Origin of the sequence: Neobacillus rhizophilus (assembly GCF_018343535.1) — a bacterium.
GTDB lineage: Bacteria > Bacillota > Bacilli > Bacillales > Cytobacillaceae > Neobacillus > Neobacillus rhizophilus.
Genome location: NZ_JAGYPF010000001.1, coordinates 1,129,293 through 1,145,596, shown reverse-complemented (window position 1 = coordinate 1,145,596; position 16,304 = coordinate 1,129,293). Strand labels below are relative to the sequence as shown.

General features: G+C 41.5%; 17 protein-coding genes. All 17 read left to right on the top strand.

Going from position 1 to position 16,304, the window contains the following annotated elements; genetic code table 11:
- Window positions 1-8: 8 nt before the first annotated feature.
- The 17 genes from ffh to hslU all read left to right on the top strand — a co-directional run bounded on the left by ffh (window position 9) and on the right by hslU (window position 16,229).
- Window positions 9-1,361 (top strand): signal recognition particle protein, encoded by a 1,353-nt coding sequence (ffh, locus tag KHA99_RS05305; RefSeq protein ID WP_213116353.1) that lies wholly within the window; start codon window positions 9-11, stop codon window positions 1,359-1,361.
- 244 nt (window positions 1,362-1,605) lie between these two features.
- Entirely contained in the window at window positions 1,606-1,878 is a 273-nt protein-coding gene (gene rpsP / locus KHA99_RS05300; protein WP_213116352.1) for a 30S ribosomal protein S16, read from the top strand.
- 13 nt (window positions 1,879-1,891) lie between these two features.
- The gene (locus KHA99_RS05295; protein ID WP_213116351.1) at window positions 1,892-2,122 is read left to right on the top strand and encodes a KH domain-containing protein; all 231 of its coding nucleotides are present in this window, start codon (window positions 1,892-1,894) and stop codon (window positions 2,120-2,122) included.
- An 82-nt stretch (window positions 2,123-2,204) separates the two neighbouring features.
- Window positions 2,205-2,594 carry a YlqD family protein gene (locus tag KHA99_RS05290; RefSeq protein WP_213116350.1) on the top strand — a complete coding sequence of 130 codons (390 nt, stop codon included), beginning with the start codon at window positions 2,205-2,207 and terminating at the stop codon, window positions 2,592-2,594.
- 6 nt (window positions 2,595-2,600) lie between these two features.
- Window positions 2,601-3,119, top strand: a complete 519-nt coding sequence (gene rimM, locus KHA99_RS05285; RefSeq protein ID WP_213116349.1) for a ribosome maturation factor RimM — start codon at window positions 2,601-2,603, stop codon at window positions 3,117-3,119.
- Window positions 3,119-3,859: a tRNA (guanosine(37)-N1)-methyltransferase TrmD gene (trmD, locus tag KHA99_RS05280; protein ID WP_213116914.1), complete on the top strand. Its 741-nt coding sequence runs from the start codon at window positions 3,119-3,121 to the stop codon at window positions 3,857-3,859. Before rimM ends, trmD begins: the two co-directional genes overlap by 1 nt.
- A gap of 142 nt (window positions 3,860-4,001) precedes the next feature.
- A complete protein-coding gene (gene rplS / locus KHA99_RS05275) occupies window positions 4,002-4,346 on the top strand; it encodes a 50S ribosomal protein L19 (RefSeq protein WP_213116348.1) in 345 nt (114 codons plus the stop codon).
- A gap of 156 nt (window positions 4,347-4,502) precedes the next feature.
- Complete coding sequence (lepB, locus tag KHA99_RS05270; protein WP_213116347.1) at window positions 4,503-5,063, top strand: signal peptidase I; 561 nt, start codon at window positions 4,503-4,505, stop codon at window positions 5,061-5,063.
- Between the two features lie 42 nt (window positions 5,064-5,105).
- A complete protein-coding gene (gene ylqF, locus KHA99_RS05265) occupies window positions 5,106-5,975 on the top strand; it encodes a ribosome biogenesis GTPase YlqF (protein WP_213116346.1) in 870 nt (289 codons plus the stop codon).
- Window positions 5,976-6,031: 56 nt separating this feature from the next.
- The gene (gene rnhB / locus KHA99_RS05260; RefSeq protein WP_213116345.1) at window positions 6,032-6,829 is read left to right on the top strand and encodes a ribonuclease HII; all 798 of its coding nucleotides are present in this window, start codon (window positions 6,032-6,034) and stop codon (window positions 6,827-6,829) included.
- Window positions 6,830-7,037: 208 nt separating this feature from the next.
- Window positions 7,038-8,198 (top strand): ADP-forming succinate--CoA ligase subunit beta, encoded by a 1,161-nt coding sequence (gene sucC, locus KHA99_RS05255; protein WP_213116344.1) that lies wholly within the window; start codon window positions 7,038-7,040, stop codon window positions 8,196-8,198.
- A gap of 23 nt (window positions 8,199-8,221) precedes the next feature.
- The gene (gene sucD, locus KHA99_RS05250) at window positions 8,222-9,124 is read left to right on the top strand and encodes a succinate--CoA ligase subunit alpha (protein ID WP_213116343.1); all 903 of its coding nucleotides are present in this window, start codon (window positions 8,222-8,224) and stop codon (window positions 9,122-9,124) included.
- Between the two features lie 82 nt (window positions 9,125-9,206).
- Entirely contained in the window at window positions 9,207-10,085 is an 879-nt protein-coding gene (dprA, locus tag KHA99_RS05245; RefSeq protein WP_213116342.1) for a DNA-processing protein DprA, read from the top strand.
- Window positions 10,086-10,402: 317 nt separating this feature from the next.
- Entirely contained in the window at window positions 10,403-12,481 is a 2,079-nt protein-coding gene (gene topA, locus KHA99_RS05240; RefSeq protein ID WP_213116341.1) for a type I DNA topoisomerase, read from the top strand.
- A gap of 151 nt (window positions 12,482-12,632) precedes the next feature.
- Complete coding sequence (trmFO, locus tag KHA99_RS05235; protein WP_213116340.1) at window positions 12,633-13,937, top strand: FADH(2)-oxidizing methylenetetrahydrofolate--tRNA-(uracil(54)-C(5))-methyltransferase TrmFO; 1,305 nt, start codon at window positions 12,633-12,635, stop codon at window positions 13,935-13,937.
- Between the two features lie 326 nt (window positions 13,938-14,263).
- Window positions 14,264-14,806, top strand: a complete 543-nt coding sequence (gene hslV / locus KHA99_RS05230) for an ATP-dependent protease subunit HslV (RefSeq protein WP_213116339.1) — start codon at window positions 14,264-14,266, stop codon at window positions 14,804-14,806.
- Between the two features lie 19 nt (window positions 14,807-14,825).
- Window positions 14,826-16,229: an ATP-dependent protease ATPase subunit HslU gene (gene hslU / locus KHA99_RS05225; protein WP_213116338.1), complete on the top strand. Its 1,404-nt coding sequence runs from the start codon at window positions 14,826-14,828 to the stop codon at window positions 16,227-16,229.
- Window positions 16,230-16,304 lie beyond the last annotated feature (75 nt).

The window sequence follows — 16,304 nt, the reverse complement described above, 5'->3', positions numbered from 1 at the left end:
TGGGATAAATGGCGTTTGAAGGATTAGCCGACCGACTGCAAAATACAATCCAAAAAATCCGCGGCAAAGGGAAAGTCTCTGAAGCGGATGTAAAAGAAATGATGCGTGAAGTGCGTCTCGCCTTGCTTGAGGCGGACGTTAACTTCAAGGTCGTCAAAGATTTTGTTAAAAAGGTAAGCGAACGCGCCGTTGGACAAGAGGTACTAAAGAGCTTAACTCCCGGACAGCAAATCATTAAAATCGTTAATGAAGAATTAACGGAATTAATGGGCGGAGAGCAAAGCAAAATTGCTGTGTCAAATCGCCCGCCAACCGTTATCATGATGGTCGGTCTGCAGGGGGCTGGTAAAACAACGACCTCAGGGAAGCTGGCTAATTTGCTGCGGAAGAAGTATAACAAACAGCCGATGCTCGTTGCTGCCGATATTTATCGCCCAGCCGCAATCAAACAGCTTGAAACACTAGGCAAGCAATTAAACATGCCTGTTTTCTCCCTTGGTGACAAGGTAAGTCCGGTTGAGATTGCCAGACAAGCTATCGTCAAAGCCAAAGAGGAGCATCATGATTATGTTCTGATCGATACTGCCGGCCGGCTCCATGTTGATGAGACCTTAATGAACGAACTAAAGGACATTAAGGAACTGACCAAGCCGGATGAAATCTTTCTAGTTGTCGATGCGATGACAGGTCAAGATGCTGTCAACGTGGCACAAAGCTTTAATGAACAGCTTGGCCTGACTGGGGTCGTGCTGACAAAGCTTGACGGTGATACAAGGGGCGGTGCTGCTCTGTCTATCCGGTCCGTCACTCAGACACCAATTAAATTTATTGGTATGGGTGAAAAGATGGATGCCTTGGAACCGTTCCATCCGGAGCGAATGGCATCACGAATTTTGGGCATGGGTGATGTGCTGACCTTAATTGAAAAAGCACAGGCCAATATCGACGAAGAAAAAGCCAAAGAGCTTGAGCAGAAAATGCGGACAGCGTCGTTTACACTTGATGATTTTCTCGACCAGTTAGGGCAGGTCCGCCAACTTGGTCCGCTTGACGAACTGTTAAAGATGATGCCTGGCGCTAATAAAATCAAAGGTTTGAACAATCTGCAAATCGATGAAAAGCAAATAGCCCATGTTGAGGCCATTATCAGGTCGATGACTAAACAAGAAAAGCTTCACCCCGAAATCATGAACTCAAGCCGCAAACGCCGGATTGCCGCAGGAAGCGGACGTACCGTTGCCGAGGTAAACCGTCTGTTAAAACAGTTTGAGGACATGAAGAAAATGATGAAGCAAATGACTGGCATGCAGCAAAAAGCCAAGAAAAAAGGCGGATTTAAATTTCCTTTTAAGCCGTTTTAATTCGAAATGCGGAAGCGCCTTGTTCAGGGGCGACAGGCATAAGACGAGCCTTCTTGACGGATTGGCTTATGACCCCGAGCCCCTAGGCGCTGGAGCTGGACACCAGTCTAAGTTCATGTTTGCATTCTGTTTTAATTCTGTAATATTTGGAAATAATAACTGTAAAGAAAAAACACTTTACAAATAAAAAAACAATTGGTATTATACTATCTTGTGTGAAACTATTCGGAGGTGCTTATTTAAAATGGCAGTAAAAATTCGTTTAAAGCGTATGGGAGCTAAGAAAACTCCTTTCTATCGTATTGTAGTAGCAGATTCTCGTTCACCACGTGATGGACGTTTCATCGAAACAGTTGGAACTTACAACCCAGTTGCTGAACCAGCTTTAGTTCAAATCAACGAAGAACTAGCTCTTAAGTGGTTGCAAAACGGCGCGAAGCCATCTGATACAGTACGTAACTTGTTCTCAAAACAAGGCATTATGGAAAAATTCCACAATGCAAAATTAAGCAAGTAATCGTGGAGAAGCGATGAAAGAACTGATCGAAACGATTGTTAAGCCCCTTGTTGATTTTCCTGAGGAAGTTCGGGTTGAAACCATTGAAGATGATACTCGAATCACCTATCACTTAACCGTCAATAAAACGGACATCGGTAAGGTAATTGGCAAGCAGGGGCGTGTTGCAAAGGCCATTAGGACTGTTGTCTACGCAGCAGGATCATCACAACAAAAGAAGATTTTCTTGGAAATTGGTGAATAGCTTTTTGCATCAAGAAAGAAAGGGAGGGATTAAAGTCCTCCCTTTTTTGTTAGTTGTTCAAATTTTTAAGGGGGCAATAAACATGCAAATTATTCAACACGTTGTGGTGAAGCAAGTCTTAACCGAAAAAAGCAAACAACAGCTTTTTGACAAGTATCATGCAAGGAAACGGCAGTTTGAAAAAGAATGCGACCAGCTTCAATTCGAATTAAAACGCTTGGAAAAATCGAAAAACTACCCTCAGGGCACACTAAAAAAGCACTTTGAAAAAGAAATTGAAATGAGACGGGAAAAAATAAAATTACTTGATTTTCAAATAGAACAATTACATATCCTACCAATAGGCAGTGAATTAAAGGAAAAGGAAGTCCAGGCTCTCATTGAGGTTAAAGCAGGGGACCTTTGGATTGACCAAGATTTACAGCCTGAGATTATTATTAAAGATGGTATCATTGAGGAAATTAGAAGGTGAGTACATATGGAAAGATGGTTCAATGTTGGTAAAATAGTCAATACCCATGGTATAAAAGGAGAAGTCCGCGTCATTTCGAAAACCGATTTTCCGGGAGAGCGCTATAAACCGGGGAATACATTATATTTATTTCAAAAGGCATCAAGCACACCGCTTGAATTAACCGTTAAAAGCCACCGCAGCCATAAAAACTTTGATTTGCTTGTTTTTGAAGGGTATGAAAATATTAACCTGGTGGAGAAGTTTCGTGAAGGAATTTTGAAGGTTCCGGAGTCACAGCTAAGTGAACTAGAGGAAGATGAATTCTATTATCATGAAATTATCGGCTGTCTCGTAGCCACTATAGATGGGGAAGAGATTGGAAAAATTACTGAAATCCTTACTCCGGGTGCGAACGATGTTTGGGTGGTCAAAGGAAAAGACGGAAAAGAGGTTTTAATCCCGTATATCCATGATGTTGTCAAGAAAGTGGATGTAAAGGAAAAGGTTGTCCTTATTGAACCAATGGAAGGACTTTTGTCATGATGCAAATCGACATTCTTACCCTTTTTCCTGAGATGTTTACCGGGGTACTTGGGAGTTCGATTTTAAGCAAAGCAGCGGAAAAGTCAGCTGTCCAATACAATGTCGTTAACTTCCGTGAATTCTCCGATAACAAGCATTCCACAGTGGATGATTATCCATACGGAGGCGGTGCTGGCATGGTTTTAAAACCGCAGCCGATTTTTGATGCGGTTGCCTCTCTTACAGAACAGGCTAACACCAGCCGCCCAAGAATCATTTTGCTTTGCCCTCAAGGGGAGCGCTACAGCCAAAGGAAAGCGGAAGAATTGGCCGGTGAGGAACATCTGATATTTATTTGCGGTCATTATGAAGGCTATGATGAAAGGATCAGGGAGCATTTGGTCACCGATGAAATATCAATAGGCGACTATGTTTTAACAGGTGGTGAGCTTGGTGCCATGGTTGTGATTGATAGTGTTGTCCGTCTGCTCCCCGAGGTGCTTGGCAATCAAGAATCCCATATTAAGGATTCGTTTAGTACAGGTCTGCTTGAACACCCTCACTATACAAGGCCTGCTGATTTCCGCGGCATGAAGGTGCCGGATGTACTATTATCCGGCAATCACAAGTTAATTGAAGAATGGCGCAATAAAGAAACCCTAAGAAGAACTCTATTAAGAAGACCTGACCTATTTGAAAAAATAGAACTAACACCAGACCAACAAAAGTGGCTGGAAGAAGTAAAAAAAGAATACGAGTAGTATTGCAGGGTCTTTAAGATTATGTTATGATATTTCTTGTGACTTGAGCTGAGTCTCTCAGTTTAATGTCTTATAACGATGTTCCGCTGCAATTGATAAATTCTTGGTATGCATGAGCGTCTGTTGGAAGGAGTTGAAAACGATGCATAAATTAATAGAAGAAATCACGAAGGAACAACTTCGTTCTGACCTTCCTGCGTTCCGTCCTGGTGACACTGTACGTGTTCACGTTAAGGTTGTCGAGGGTACTCGTGAGCGTATTCAGTTATTTGAAGGTGTTGTGATTAAGCGTCGTGGTGGTGGTATCAGCGAAACTTTCACAGTTCGTAAAATTTCTTACGGTGTAGGCGTTGAGCGTACATTCCCTGTACACACACCAAAAATCGCGAAACTTGAAGTGATTCGCCGCGGTAAAGTTCGCCGTGCTAAGCTTTACTACTTGCGTGAACTACGCGGTAAAAAAGCTCGTATTAAAGAAATTCGCTAATAAGAAAAAGAGAGCTTGCTCTGCAAGCTCTTTTTTTATCTATTAACAAATTATTAAATTTGATAAAAAACTTTAATCCCCTCGTGTTAATTAGTTGCAAGTTATGTAAAATAGGCTTTATAAGACATTTTTTACTGGATTGGTGGGGACAAAAGAATGGCAAAAAAGAAAAATGAATTTTGGGAATGGACAAAAGCGCTTTTAATTGCTGTCATCCTAGCAGCAGTAATTCGCTATTTTCTCTTTGCACCGATAGTAGTGGACGGCTTATCAATGATGCCTACTTTAAAAAATCAGGATCGTATGATTGTTAATAAGTTGAGTTATAAAATAGGTGAACCGCATCGATTCGACATCATTGTTTTTCATGCACCTGAGCATAAAGATTACATAAAACGGGTCATTGGTCTTCCAGGAGATAGAATTGAATATAAGAATGATACTTTATATGTGAATGGCAAAGCGTATAAAGAGCCATATTTGGATGAATATAAAAAACAAGTGGAGGACGGTCCATTAACAGACTCCTTCACATTGGAAGAAACACCGGTCGGTCAAATTACAGTTCCAAAAGGGGAATTATTTGTAATGGGTGATAACCGCCGCTTCAGCAAAGATTCCCGTCATATCGGATCCGTTCCAATGAGCAAAGTCATTGGCAAGACAAGCATCGTCTACTGGCCGCTAAACGATGCCCATATAGTTTCTGTGAAATAAATAATATTTTTGCAGAGTGTATAGTAAAAGGAGGTGACTGCTTTGACGATTCAATGGTTTCCCGGTCACATGGCTAAGGCTCGCAGAGAGGTCACGGAAAAATTAAAATTAGTTGATATCATTTTTGAATTAGTAGATGCCAGAATTCCATACTCATCAAGAAATCCGATGATAGATGAAATCATTCAACATAAACCGCGTTTGGTGTTATTGAATAAAGCGGATATGGCTGATAAGAATGTTACCAAGGAATGGATTGCCTTTTTTGCCAAAAAAGGTGTGAAGGCACTGGCGATTAATTCCCAGGCAGGAGAAGGAATGAAGGAAATTGCCAATGCTGCCCAGGAAATTTTGAAAGAAAAATTTGACCGCATGCGGGCAAAAGGAGTAAAGCCGAGAGCGATCCGGGCCATGATTGTCGGCATTCCCAATGCCGGTAAATCAACACTCATTAACCGCCTGGCGAAAAAAAATATCGCCAAAACTGGCAATACCCCGGGTGTGACGAAATCCCAGCAGTGGATAAAAGTAGGCAAAGAAATGGAGCTTCTAGATACTCCGGGAATATTATGGCCAAAGTTTGAGGATCAAGAGGTCGGCATGAAATTGGCGATCACTGGGGCAATAAAGGATACGCTCTTAAATCTGCAGGACTTGACCGTTTACACACTGGATTTTTTAGAGCGAGAATATCCCGAACGCTTGACGGAGCGCTATAAGTTTACCGAAATTCCGGATGACGTTGTCCTTAAGTTCGACCACATCGGCAAGCTTCGCGGCTGCCTGATGGGCGGAGGAATGGTAGACTACGATAAAGTGGCGGAATTGGTGATCAGAGAAACCCGTTCCGAGAAGTTTGGTCCTCTATCATTCGAAAGGCCCAAGGATTTTCAAACAGAAAATGAAGAATAACGAAAAGCTCTCCTAATGGGGAGCTTTATTAACGCTAACCTAAAAGGTGAATAAGAATGAAACGTTTGTCGATTACAGAAATTGAAGAACAGCTGAATAACATTAAAGCAGATAACGACCCTTTCCTAATTAGTCTAGAAGGAGATGAGCGAAAAGGGGTGCAAACCTGCCTAGCGAGATGGAAGAAGCAGCGGGCCCAAGAAAACGGCCTTGCGGAGAAATTTTTTGAAATGACGACTTTTGAGCGTAAATACCGCGGTCAAGGCTTTCAGTATATCGCTGGTGTGGACGAAGTAGGCAGGGGGCCGCTGGCTGGTCCGGTTGTGTCCGCAGCGGTCATTTTGCCGACGGATTTTTTCCTGCCAGGGATTGATGATTCGAAAAAGCTGTCTGAAAAAAAACGGCTTGAATTTGATGAAATCATTAGGAGAGAGGCGCTTGCATTCAGCGTGGCCATGGTTCATGCTCCAGTAATAGACGAAATCAATATCTATCAGGCAACTAAAAAAGCAATGAAATCGGCTATTGCAGGTCTAGGAACAAACCCGGATGTAGTGCTCATCGATGCCATGAAACTTGACACTCCTTACCTGACAGAATCGATCATTAAAGGGGACGCCAAAAGTATTTCGATTGCAGCCGCATCTATTGTGGCTAAAACAGCAAGAGATTCCCTTATGAAAGAAATTTCCCAACTGTTTCCGCAATATGGTTTTCAAGAAAACGCAGGCTATGGAACGAAGGAACACCTGCTTGCGATTAACAAGTATGGAATCACTCCTTATCATCGTAAGAGCTTCTCACCTATCAAGGATACTTTGACAAATCAATTATCGTTTTCGTTGGGTACATAAATCTAGCTTAGGTGATTTATAATAAAACAGGCTGAATAAAGCCTGTTTTTATTTTTGGAAAATAATAGTTTTGCATTATATTACTAATTATTTTCCTTGATTTTTATATAAATATTATTTATAGCATAATGGTGGACAAGGTTTGTTTCATTATATAAAATGTAAACGGAGTCAAATTTTTTGAACAGTTTGATTAGGAGGATGGGAAATGAATATCCATGAGTATCAGGGGAAAGAAATCCTCAGAAAATATGGGGTAGCGGTTCCGAATGGAAAAGTGGCTTTCACTGTTGAAGAAGCAGTTGAAGCAGCGAAAGAATTAGGCACACAAGTATGTGTGGTAAAAGCGCAAATCCACGCAGGCGGACGGGGAAAAGCCGGCGGTGTTAAGGTTGCCAAAAACCTTGATGAGGTTCGTACATATGCCAGCGAAATTCTTGGTAAAACATTGGTTACACACCAAACAGGACCTGAAGGTAAAGAAGTTAAGCGTCTCCTAATTGAAGAGGGCTGCGACATTAAAAAAGAATACTACATTGGATTAGTATTAGATCGTGCTACTTCCCGCGTGGTATTAATGGGTTCTGAAGAGGGCGGAACAGAAATCGAAGAAGTTGCCGCTAATACACCTGAGAAAATTTTCAAAGAGGAAATTGATCCAGTTCTTGGATTAATGCCATTCCAAGCACGTCGTTTGGCATTTAATATCAATATTCCAAAGGAATTAGTCAATAAAGCTGTTAAGTTTATGACAGGCCTTTACAACGCTTATATTGACAAAGATTGCTCAATTGCCGAAATCAACCCGTTAGTTGTAACTGGCGATGGTAACGTTATGGCATTAGATGCAAAATTAAACTTCGATTCCAATGCACTGTACCGTCAAAATGAGGTTTTAGAGTATCGTGACCTTGAAGAAGAAGATCCAAAAGAAATCGAAGCTTCCAAGTATGACTTAAGCTATATCGCATTAGACGGCAATATCGGCTGTATGGTTAACGGTGCCGGACTGGCAATGGCTACAATGGATATCGTTAAGCACTATGGCGGCGAACCGGCAAACTTCCTTGATGTTGGCGGCGGTGCAACAGCTGAGAAGGTTACGGAAGCATTTAAAATTATCCTTTCCGATCCAAACGTAAAAGGTATTTTTGTTAATATCTTCGGCGGTATCATGAAGTGTGATGTCATTGCTGATGGAGTAGTAGAAGCAGCAAAACAAGTTGGCCTATCTATTCCGCTTGTCGTTCGTTTAGAGGGAACAAATGTTGACTTAGGTAAGAAAATCCTATCTGAGTCAGGTCTTAATATCACAGCTGCTGAATCCATGGCAGACGGCGCACAAAAAATCGTTTCATTAGTGAAATAGGATCAAGAGAAAGGGGAATTAACGTGAGCGTTTTTATTAATAAAGACACAAAAGTAATTGTTCAAGGTATTACAGGCGGAACTGCCCGTTTCCATACAAAGCAGATGCTTGAATACGGTACACAAATCGTCGGCGGAACTTCACCAGGCAAAGGCGGCCAAGAGGTGGAAGGTGTTCCTGTTTTCAATACTGTGAAAGAGGCAGTTGAAGCAACAGGCGCAAATGCATCCGTTATTTATGTTCCAGCACCATTTGCTGCAGATTCCATTATCGAAGCGGTTGATGCTGAACTAGATCTTGCTATTTGTATTACAGAGCATATTCCTGTATTGGATATGGTGAAAGTTAAGCGTTACATGGAAGGCAAGAAGACTCGCTTAGTGGGTCCAAACTGCCCTGGAGTTATTACAGCTGATGAGTGTAAAATCGGTATTATGCCTGGCTACATTCACACTAAAGGACATGTTGGCGTTGTTTCCCGCTCTGGTACTTTAACATATGAAGCTGTTCATCAATTAACTCAAGCAGGTATTGGCCAGACAACTGCAGTTGGTATTGGCGGAGACCCTGTTAACGGAACAAACTTCATCGATGTATTAAAAGCATTTAATGAAGATCCTGAAACATATGCGGTTATCATGATTGGTGAAATCGGTGGAACAGCAGAAGAGGAAGCGGCTGAGTGGGTTAAAGCAAACATGACTAAGCCTGTTGTCGGCTTCATCGGCGGACGTACTGCACCTCCTGGAAAGCGCATGGGCCATGCTGGTGCGATTATTTCCGGCGGAAAAGGTACTGCTGATGAAAAAATCCGCGTTATGAACGAATGCGGCATGAAAGTAGCTGCTACACCTTCCGTAATGGGTGAAACTTTAATTGAAGTACTTAAAGAACAAGGCTTATACGAAAAGTGTAAGACTCACTAAAATACACCATGATCAACAGATAGTCCCTCATACTTTGAGGGGCTATTTCTGTTTAAAAAATTTAAAATGGAGGAAATTAACAGTGAATGAGTTTACTGAAAAACTAATATCCTTGCTTCATTATCCTGATATATCGTGGCATACGATCTATCAAATATTAAAAAGAGACCCGGGACTTGAATCTCTAAAATCCTATCAACAAACAGATCAATTGAGCATGTTCCCTCCTCCGGCCTCCGCCATTGCTGCATACCCTGCAACCGAACCCTTTTATCCCGAAATCATTTATGATCAAATCCGCCAATACAAAACAAATGATATCTCCGTCATCACTGTATTTGACCCGCTGTATCCCCGTTATTTAAAAGAAATTTATCAGCCTCCTTGGGCAATCTTCGCCAAAGGTGACTTATCTCTGCTTGAGAAAGAGCCGAAATTAGCTGTGGTTGGTTCTAGGCAAGCGACCCAGTACGGAAAAAATGCCATCCGTTTAATTTTCCCGGAATTAATTGATAATGGATTGCTAATTGTCAGCGGTTTAGCGAAAGGTATTGATACACTCGCCCATGAATACGCTATTAAAAATGGAGGAAAGACGATTGCTGTGATTGCCGGAGGCCTGTACCATATTTATCCAAAGGAAAATATGAATCTGGCATTGGAAATGATGAAAACACAGCTTGTACTGTCCGAATACCCCCCGGATACACAGCCGCAGAGATGGCATTTTCCAGCGCGAAACCGAATCATTAGTGGAATGTCCCGGGGAACATTTATTATAGAAGCAAAAAGGAAAAGCGGCTCATTAATAACGGCCAACTATGCCGTTAATGAGGGCAGAGACGTTTTTTCGCTTCCTGGAAGCATTTTTAATCCCTATTCAATCGGGGCAAATGAACTTATTCAGCAGGGAGCAAAACTTGTCACAAAAGCCGGGGATATATTAGAGGAAATAAGATAAAACTGTATTTTATTGAATAAATTTTTAATTTTTGCAGGGTTTTTTGTATAAATGAAGAAAAGTTAGGATAAAAAGGTTGAAATAATTTCTAATATGTATTACATTTTCCAACATAAGTTCAAAAACTAGAATGAGACAATACTATTGAAAGTATTATATAAATAATTTGGGATATGGGAGTTTTGGAAAGTATTTCTTGAAGCAAAGTTGTCATAACTAGAATTTAGAAAACTTCTCAAAAAAATCGAGCATCTTAGAAGCAGGCTTTTGCCAGATTCGAGGCGCTTTCACACTTTCCCTCTTAAGGAGGAACATACATGTCGGAGTTTCTTGTCATCGTTGAATCGCCTGCAAAAGCGAAAACGATTGAGCGATATTTAGGAAAAAAATATAAAGTAAAAGCATCAATGGGACACGTTAGAGATTTGCCGCGCAGTCAAACGGGGGTTGATGTTAACAACGGTTTTGAACCGAAATATATTACGATACGCGGGAAAGGCCCTGTTTTAAAGGAATTAAAGACAGCAGCCAAAAAAGCCAAAAAGATTTATCTGGCGGCCGACCCCGATCGCGAAGGAGAAGCAATTGCTTGGCATTTGGCGCATAGCCTTGATGTGGATATTAACTCGGACTGCCGGGTAGTATTTAATGAAATCACCAAGGATGCCATCCAGGAATCCTTTAAACATCCACGGCCAATCAATAAAGACTTGGTGGATGCACAGCAGGCCCGCAGAATTCTTGACCGCCTGGTGGGCTATAATATCAGTCCGCTGTTATGGAAAAAAGTCAAAAAAGGGTTAAGTGCGGGAAGAGTCCAATCGGTTTCTGTCAGATTGATTATTGACCGGGAAAATGAAATTAAAGCCTTCATTCCAGAAGAATATTGGACGATTGACGGCGAATTTTTAAAGGGGAAAGATCAATTCAGTGCTTCGTTTCATAGTCTTGTAGGACAGAATAAAACAGAAGTAAGCTCTGAAGAAGATGTGCAAAAGATTCTGCAGCAAATGGAGGGAAACAAGTTCACGGTCATTGCCGTAACAAAAAAAGAGCGGCGCAGAAATCCTGCCCCGCCATTTATAACCTCCTCCCTGCAGCAAGAAGCAGCCAGAAAATTAAACTTTAGGGCCAAAAAGACCATGATGCTGGCCCAGCAGCTGTACGAAGGAATCGAACTTGGCAAAGAAGGGACAGTCGGTTTGATTACCTATATGAGAACAGATTCCACCAGGATTTCTGAAATAGCTCAGGAAGAAGCGGCTAATTATATCAAGGCTGAATATGGGGAGCAATTTCTAAAAACAGAGCAAAGGAAAGAGAAGAAACAGACAAATGCTCAGGATGCGCATGAAGCGATTCGGCCGACCAGCACATTCAGAGATCCGAGCAGTTTGAAGGAGTTCCTTTCAAGAGATCAACTGCGTTTATATAAATTAATTTGGGAACGATTCTTAGCCAGTCAAATGGCCCAAGCTGTAATGGATACAATGAGTGTTGATTTACAAAATGGCAATGCGGTGTTTCGGGCTACTGGTTCGAAAATAAAGTTCCCCGGATTTATGAAGCTATATGTTGAAGGTACGGATGATCAAGTGGAGGAATCCAACAAAATGCTTCCTGACCTCAATGAAGGGGATGAAGTTTTCCAGAAGGATGTTGAGCCGAAACAGCATTTCACACAGCCGCCGCCTCGGTATACGGAGGCAAGGCTTGTAAAGACGCTTGAGGAACTTGGAATCGGCAGGCCTTCTACCTATGCCCCAACGCTCGATACCATTCAAAAACGGGGCTATGTAGCACTCGACAATAAGCGTTTTGTTCCGACGGAGCTTGGAGAAATTGTCCACGAATTAATGGTCGAGTTTTTTCCGGAGATTGTGAATGTGGAGTTTACCGCCAAAATGGAACAAGATTTGGATAATGTCGAAGAAGGAAAAACACCCTGGGTAAAGATCATCGATGAATTCTATCAGGATTTTGAAGTTCACCTAAAAAAAGCGGAAAAGGAAATGCAGGAAGTTGAAATCAAAGACGAACCTGCCGGTGAAGACTGTGAAAATTGCGGCAGTCCGATGGTGTTTAAAATGGGCCGCTACGGCAAATTCATGGCTTGCAGTAATTTCCCGGACTGCCGGAACACAAAACCGATTGTTAAAGAAATCGGCGTTACCTGTCCTACTTGTAAAGAGGGAACAATCGTTGAAAGAAAAAGTAAGAAAAAGAGATTGTTCTATGGCTGCAGCCGCTTCCCAGAGTGCGATTTCCTATCATGGGATAAGCCGCTTCCTAGAAACTGTCCAAAATGTGAGGGACTCCTTGTCGAGAAAAAACTCAAAAAGGGTGTCCAAGTCCAATGTGTATCCTGTGACTATAAAGAAGAACCGCAAAGCTAAGGAGTGGGAAATATTCCACTCTTTTTAATTTTTTTGAACATAAAACTTTTTTGTTTGTCATTCGTATAGTAAAATGCAAGATGGACTGAATTCGAGGGAATGGTAAAAAGTAAGGACATATTTAATATTTGAATGTTTAAGGAGGATTAACATGGATATAACAGTAAACGTTGTAGGTGCCGGTTTGGCAGGCAGCGAAGCAGCGTGGCAGCTCGCCAAGCGCGGTGTAAAGGTACGTCTTTACGAAATGAGACCAGTCAAACAAACTCCAGCCCATCATACAGATAAATTTGCCGAACTGGTCTGCAGTAACTCGCTTAGAGCTAATACATTAACAAATGCAGTCGGTGTATTAAAAGAAGAAATGAGAAGGCTTGATTCCGTAATTATCGCTGCTGCTGATGCCTGCAGTGTTCCGGCCGGAGGGGCATTGGCTGTTGACCGTCATGAATTTGCGGCAAAAGTTACCGAAATGGTGAAAAACCATGAAAATGTGACAGTCATCCATGAAGAAGTCACAGATATTCCGGAGGGACTAACGGTCATCGCAACTGGCCCATTAACAAGTCCGGATTTATCGGCCAAACTGAAAAGTTTAACAAATGAAGACTATTTATATTTTTATGATGCAGCGGCACCGATTATCGAAAAAGACAGCATTGACATGGATAAAGTTTATTTAAAATCCCGCTATGATAAAGGGGAGGCAGCATATTTAAATTGTCCGATGACGGAAGAGGAATTCGATCGTTTTTATGAAGCTTTGGTCTCAGCTGAAACCGTCCCTTTAAAGGAATTTGAAAAGGAAATCTTTTTCGAAGGCTGCATGCCGATTGAAGTAATGGCAGCAAGAGGGAAGAAAACCATGCTGTTCGGTCCATTAAAGCCAGTCGGGCTAGAGGATCCAAAGACAGGTAAAAGACCCTTCGCAGTTGTTCAGTTAAGGCAGGACGATGCAGCAGGTACACTGTATAATATTGTTGGTTTTCAAACCCATTTAAAGTGGGGCCCGCAGAAGGAAGTGCTCCAATTAATACCGGGTCTTGAAAATGCTGAAATTGTTCGCTATGGAGTAATGCATCGCAATACCTTTATCAACTCACCAAAAGTGCTAAAAGCAACTTACCAATTTAGAAACCAGGAAAATTTATTTTTCGCTGGACAAATGACGGGTGTTGAAGGGTATGTGGAATCTGCTGCAAGCGGTTTAATCGCGGGAATTAATGCTGCAAGGCTCGCGACGGGAATGGAAACTGTAGAATTCCCTGCTGAAACGGCAATCGGCAGTATGGCACGTTATATTACTTCTGCAAACCCGAAAAATTTTCAGCCGATGAATGCCAATTTTGGATTATTTCCAGAACTGCCTGTGAAAATAAAAGGAAAGCAAGAACGGAATTTACAGCATGCAAAAAGAGCGTTAGAAACAATTCAGAACTTTGTGAAGGTTTTGTAAAATTTATTGCAAGGGCTATCGAATTGTGATACTATTTAGAAGCCCTTGTGATAGAAAATGTTGATAATTGTGAATGTTTTGTTAACATTTTTGATTCGTTATTTACAACTGGACAGGAATTGCGCAAAATACTAAGGGACTTATTCAGCTTTTTTATAGTGATTTTGTTATGTTCATAGCTGAGCAAAAGGTGAAGAAAAATGTATAGAAAAAAACATCCCGGGGTATAAATGAATACAGTTTTCATAATTATCTTGTAAGGGTTTTTTTACATACTTTGCTTTGAACTAAAAGAAAAAACTCCAAAAATGAGGGAGGATATCTTAATGGAACAATTTCATGCCACCACGATATTTGCCATCCATCATAATGGCGAGTGCTCAATGTCAGGTGATGGCCAAGTTACCATGGGCAACGCTGTTGTGATGAAACATACAGCTCGTAAGGTTAGAAAGATATTTAATGGGAAGGTATTGGCAGGCTTTGCTGGTTCTGTAGCAGATGCTTTTACTCTTTTTGAATTGTTTGAAGGAAAGTTAGAGGAATTTAACGGGAATCTTCAAAGAGCAGCAGTTGAGCTTGCAAAAGAGTGGCGAAGTGATAAAGTCCTAAGAAAACTGGAAGCTATGCTGATTGTGATGAATCGTGAAAGTTTGCTGCTTGTGTCCGGCACAGGTGAAGTTATTGAGCCCGATGATGGAATTCTTGCAATTGGATCAGGCGGGAACTATGCATTATCAGCAGGTCGCTCATTAAAGAAATATGCCGGAGATCATTTATCGGCTAGGGAAATTGCGAAAGCATCGTTAGAAATCGCTGCTGAAATCTGCGTCTATACAAACCATAATATTATCGTGGAAGAGCTATAGCGGGAAGGAGCTAAAAATAATGGTCAGAACAACCAATTTAACCCCCCGGCAAATTGTTGAAAAGCTGGATCAATATATTATCGGCCAAAAGGATGCGAAGAAAGCCGTTGCGGTAGCCCTAAGAAACCGATACAGAAGGGGCCTTCTGGACGATAAGCTTCGAGATGAAATTATCCCTAAAAATATCTTAATGATTGGCCCGACTGGAGTTGGGAAAACGGAAATTGCCCGGAGAATTGCCAAGCTTGTCGGTGCACCATTTATTAAGGTGGAAGCAACGAAGTTTACCGAAGTCGGTTACGTCGGTCGTGATGTAGAATCCATGGTTCGTGATTTGGCAGAAACATCTGTCCGTCTTGTAAAGGAAGAACGGATGCTAAGCGTGAAAGAACGTGCTGAAGAAAATGCAAACAGCAGACTTGTTGACCTATTGGTTCCATCAGCAAAAAAATCATCTAACTATAAAAACCCGCTCGAAATGTTATTTGGCGGCGGGAACACTGCAAACGAGCAGGAAACACACCAAGAGGATTTTTCTGTCCAGGAAAAAAGAAAGATTGTCAAAGAAAGATTGGCTCTTGGTCAAATGGAGGATGAAATTGTCACGGTTGAAGTGGAAGAGCAGGCGCCTTCCATGTTTGACATGCTCCAAGGCTCAGGTATAGAACAAATGGGGATGAATATGCAGGATGCCCTAAGCAGCTTCATGCCGAAAAAGCGCAAAAAAAGAAAACTTACTGTTCGAGAAGCAAGAAAAGTATTAACGAGTGAAGAAGCTGCGAAGCTGATTGATATGGATGAAGTAACATCAGAAGCCATTTATCGCGCTGAGCAAAACGGAATCATTTTTATTGATGAAATTGATAAAATAGCCAGCAAAAATCATGGCGGCTCATCGGCTGATGTTTCCAGAGAAGGTGTGCAAAGGGACATTCTGCCAGTGGTTGAAGGTTCCACGGTGGTAACAAAATTTGGCCCGATTAAAACCGACCATGTCTTATTCATTGCGGCGGGTGCCTTTCATATGGCGAAGCCTTCCGATTTGATCCCGGAATTGCAAGGGCGTTTTCCAATCCGGGTGGAATTGACAAAGCTTACAGTCGAGGACTTCTTTAGGATTTTAATCGAACCAGACAATGCCTTAATTAAGCAATATCAGGCATTATTGGAAACAGAGGGTATACAAATTGAATTTTCTGACGAAGCTATTCGTAGAATAGCTGAAGTAGCATTTGAAGTGAATCAAAATACCGACAATATCGGTGCCAGACGGCTTCACACGATCCTCGAAAAACTATTAGAGGATCTATCCTTCGAAGCGCCGGATATTACGATGGATAAAATCACCATAACACCTCAATATGTTGACGAGAAGCTAGGCGCTATATCGAAAAACAAAGATTTGAGTCAATTTATTCTTTAAGTTCTTATCTTGTTACCTAATACGTTGCAAAAATCGTATTACCAATAAAAATTTAATAATGGTTGTAGTTATTTA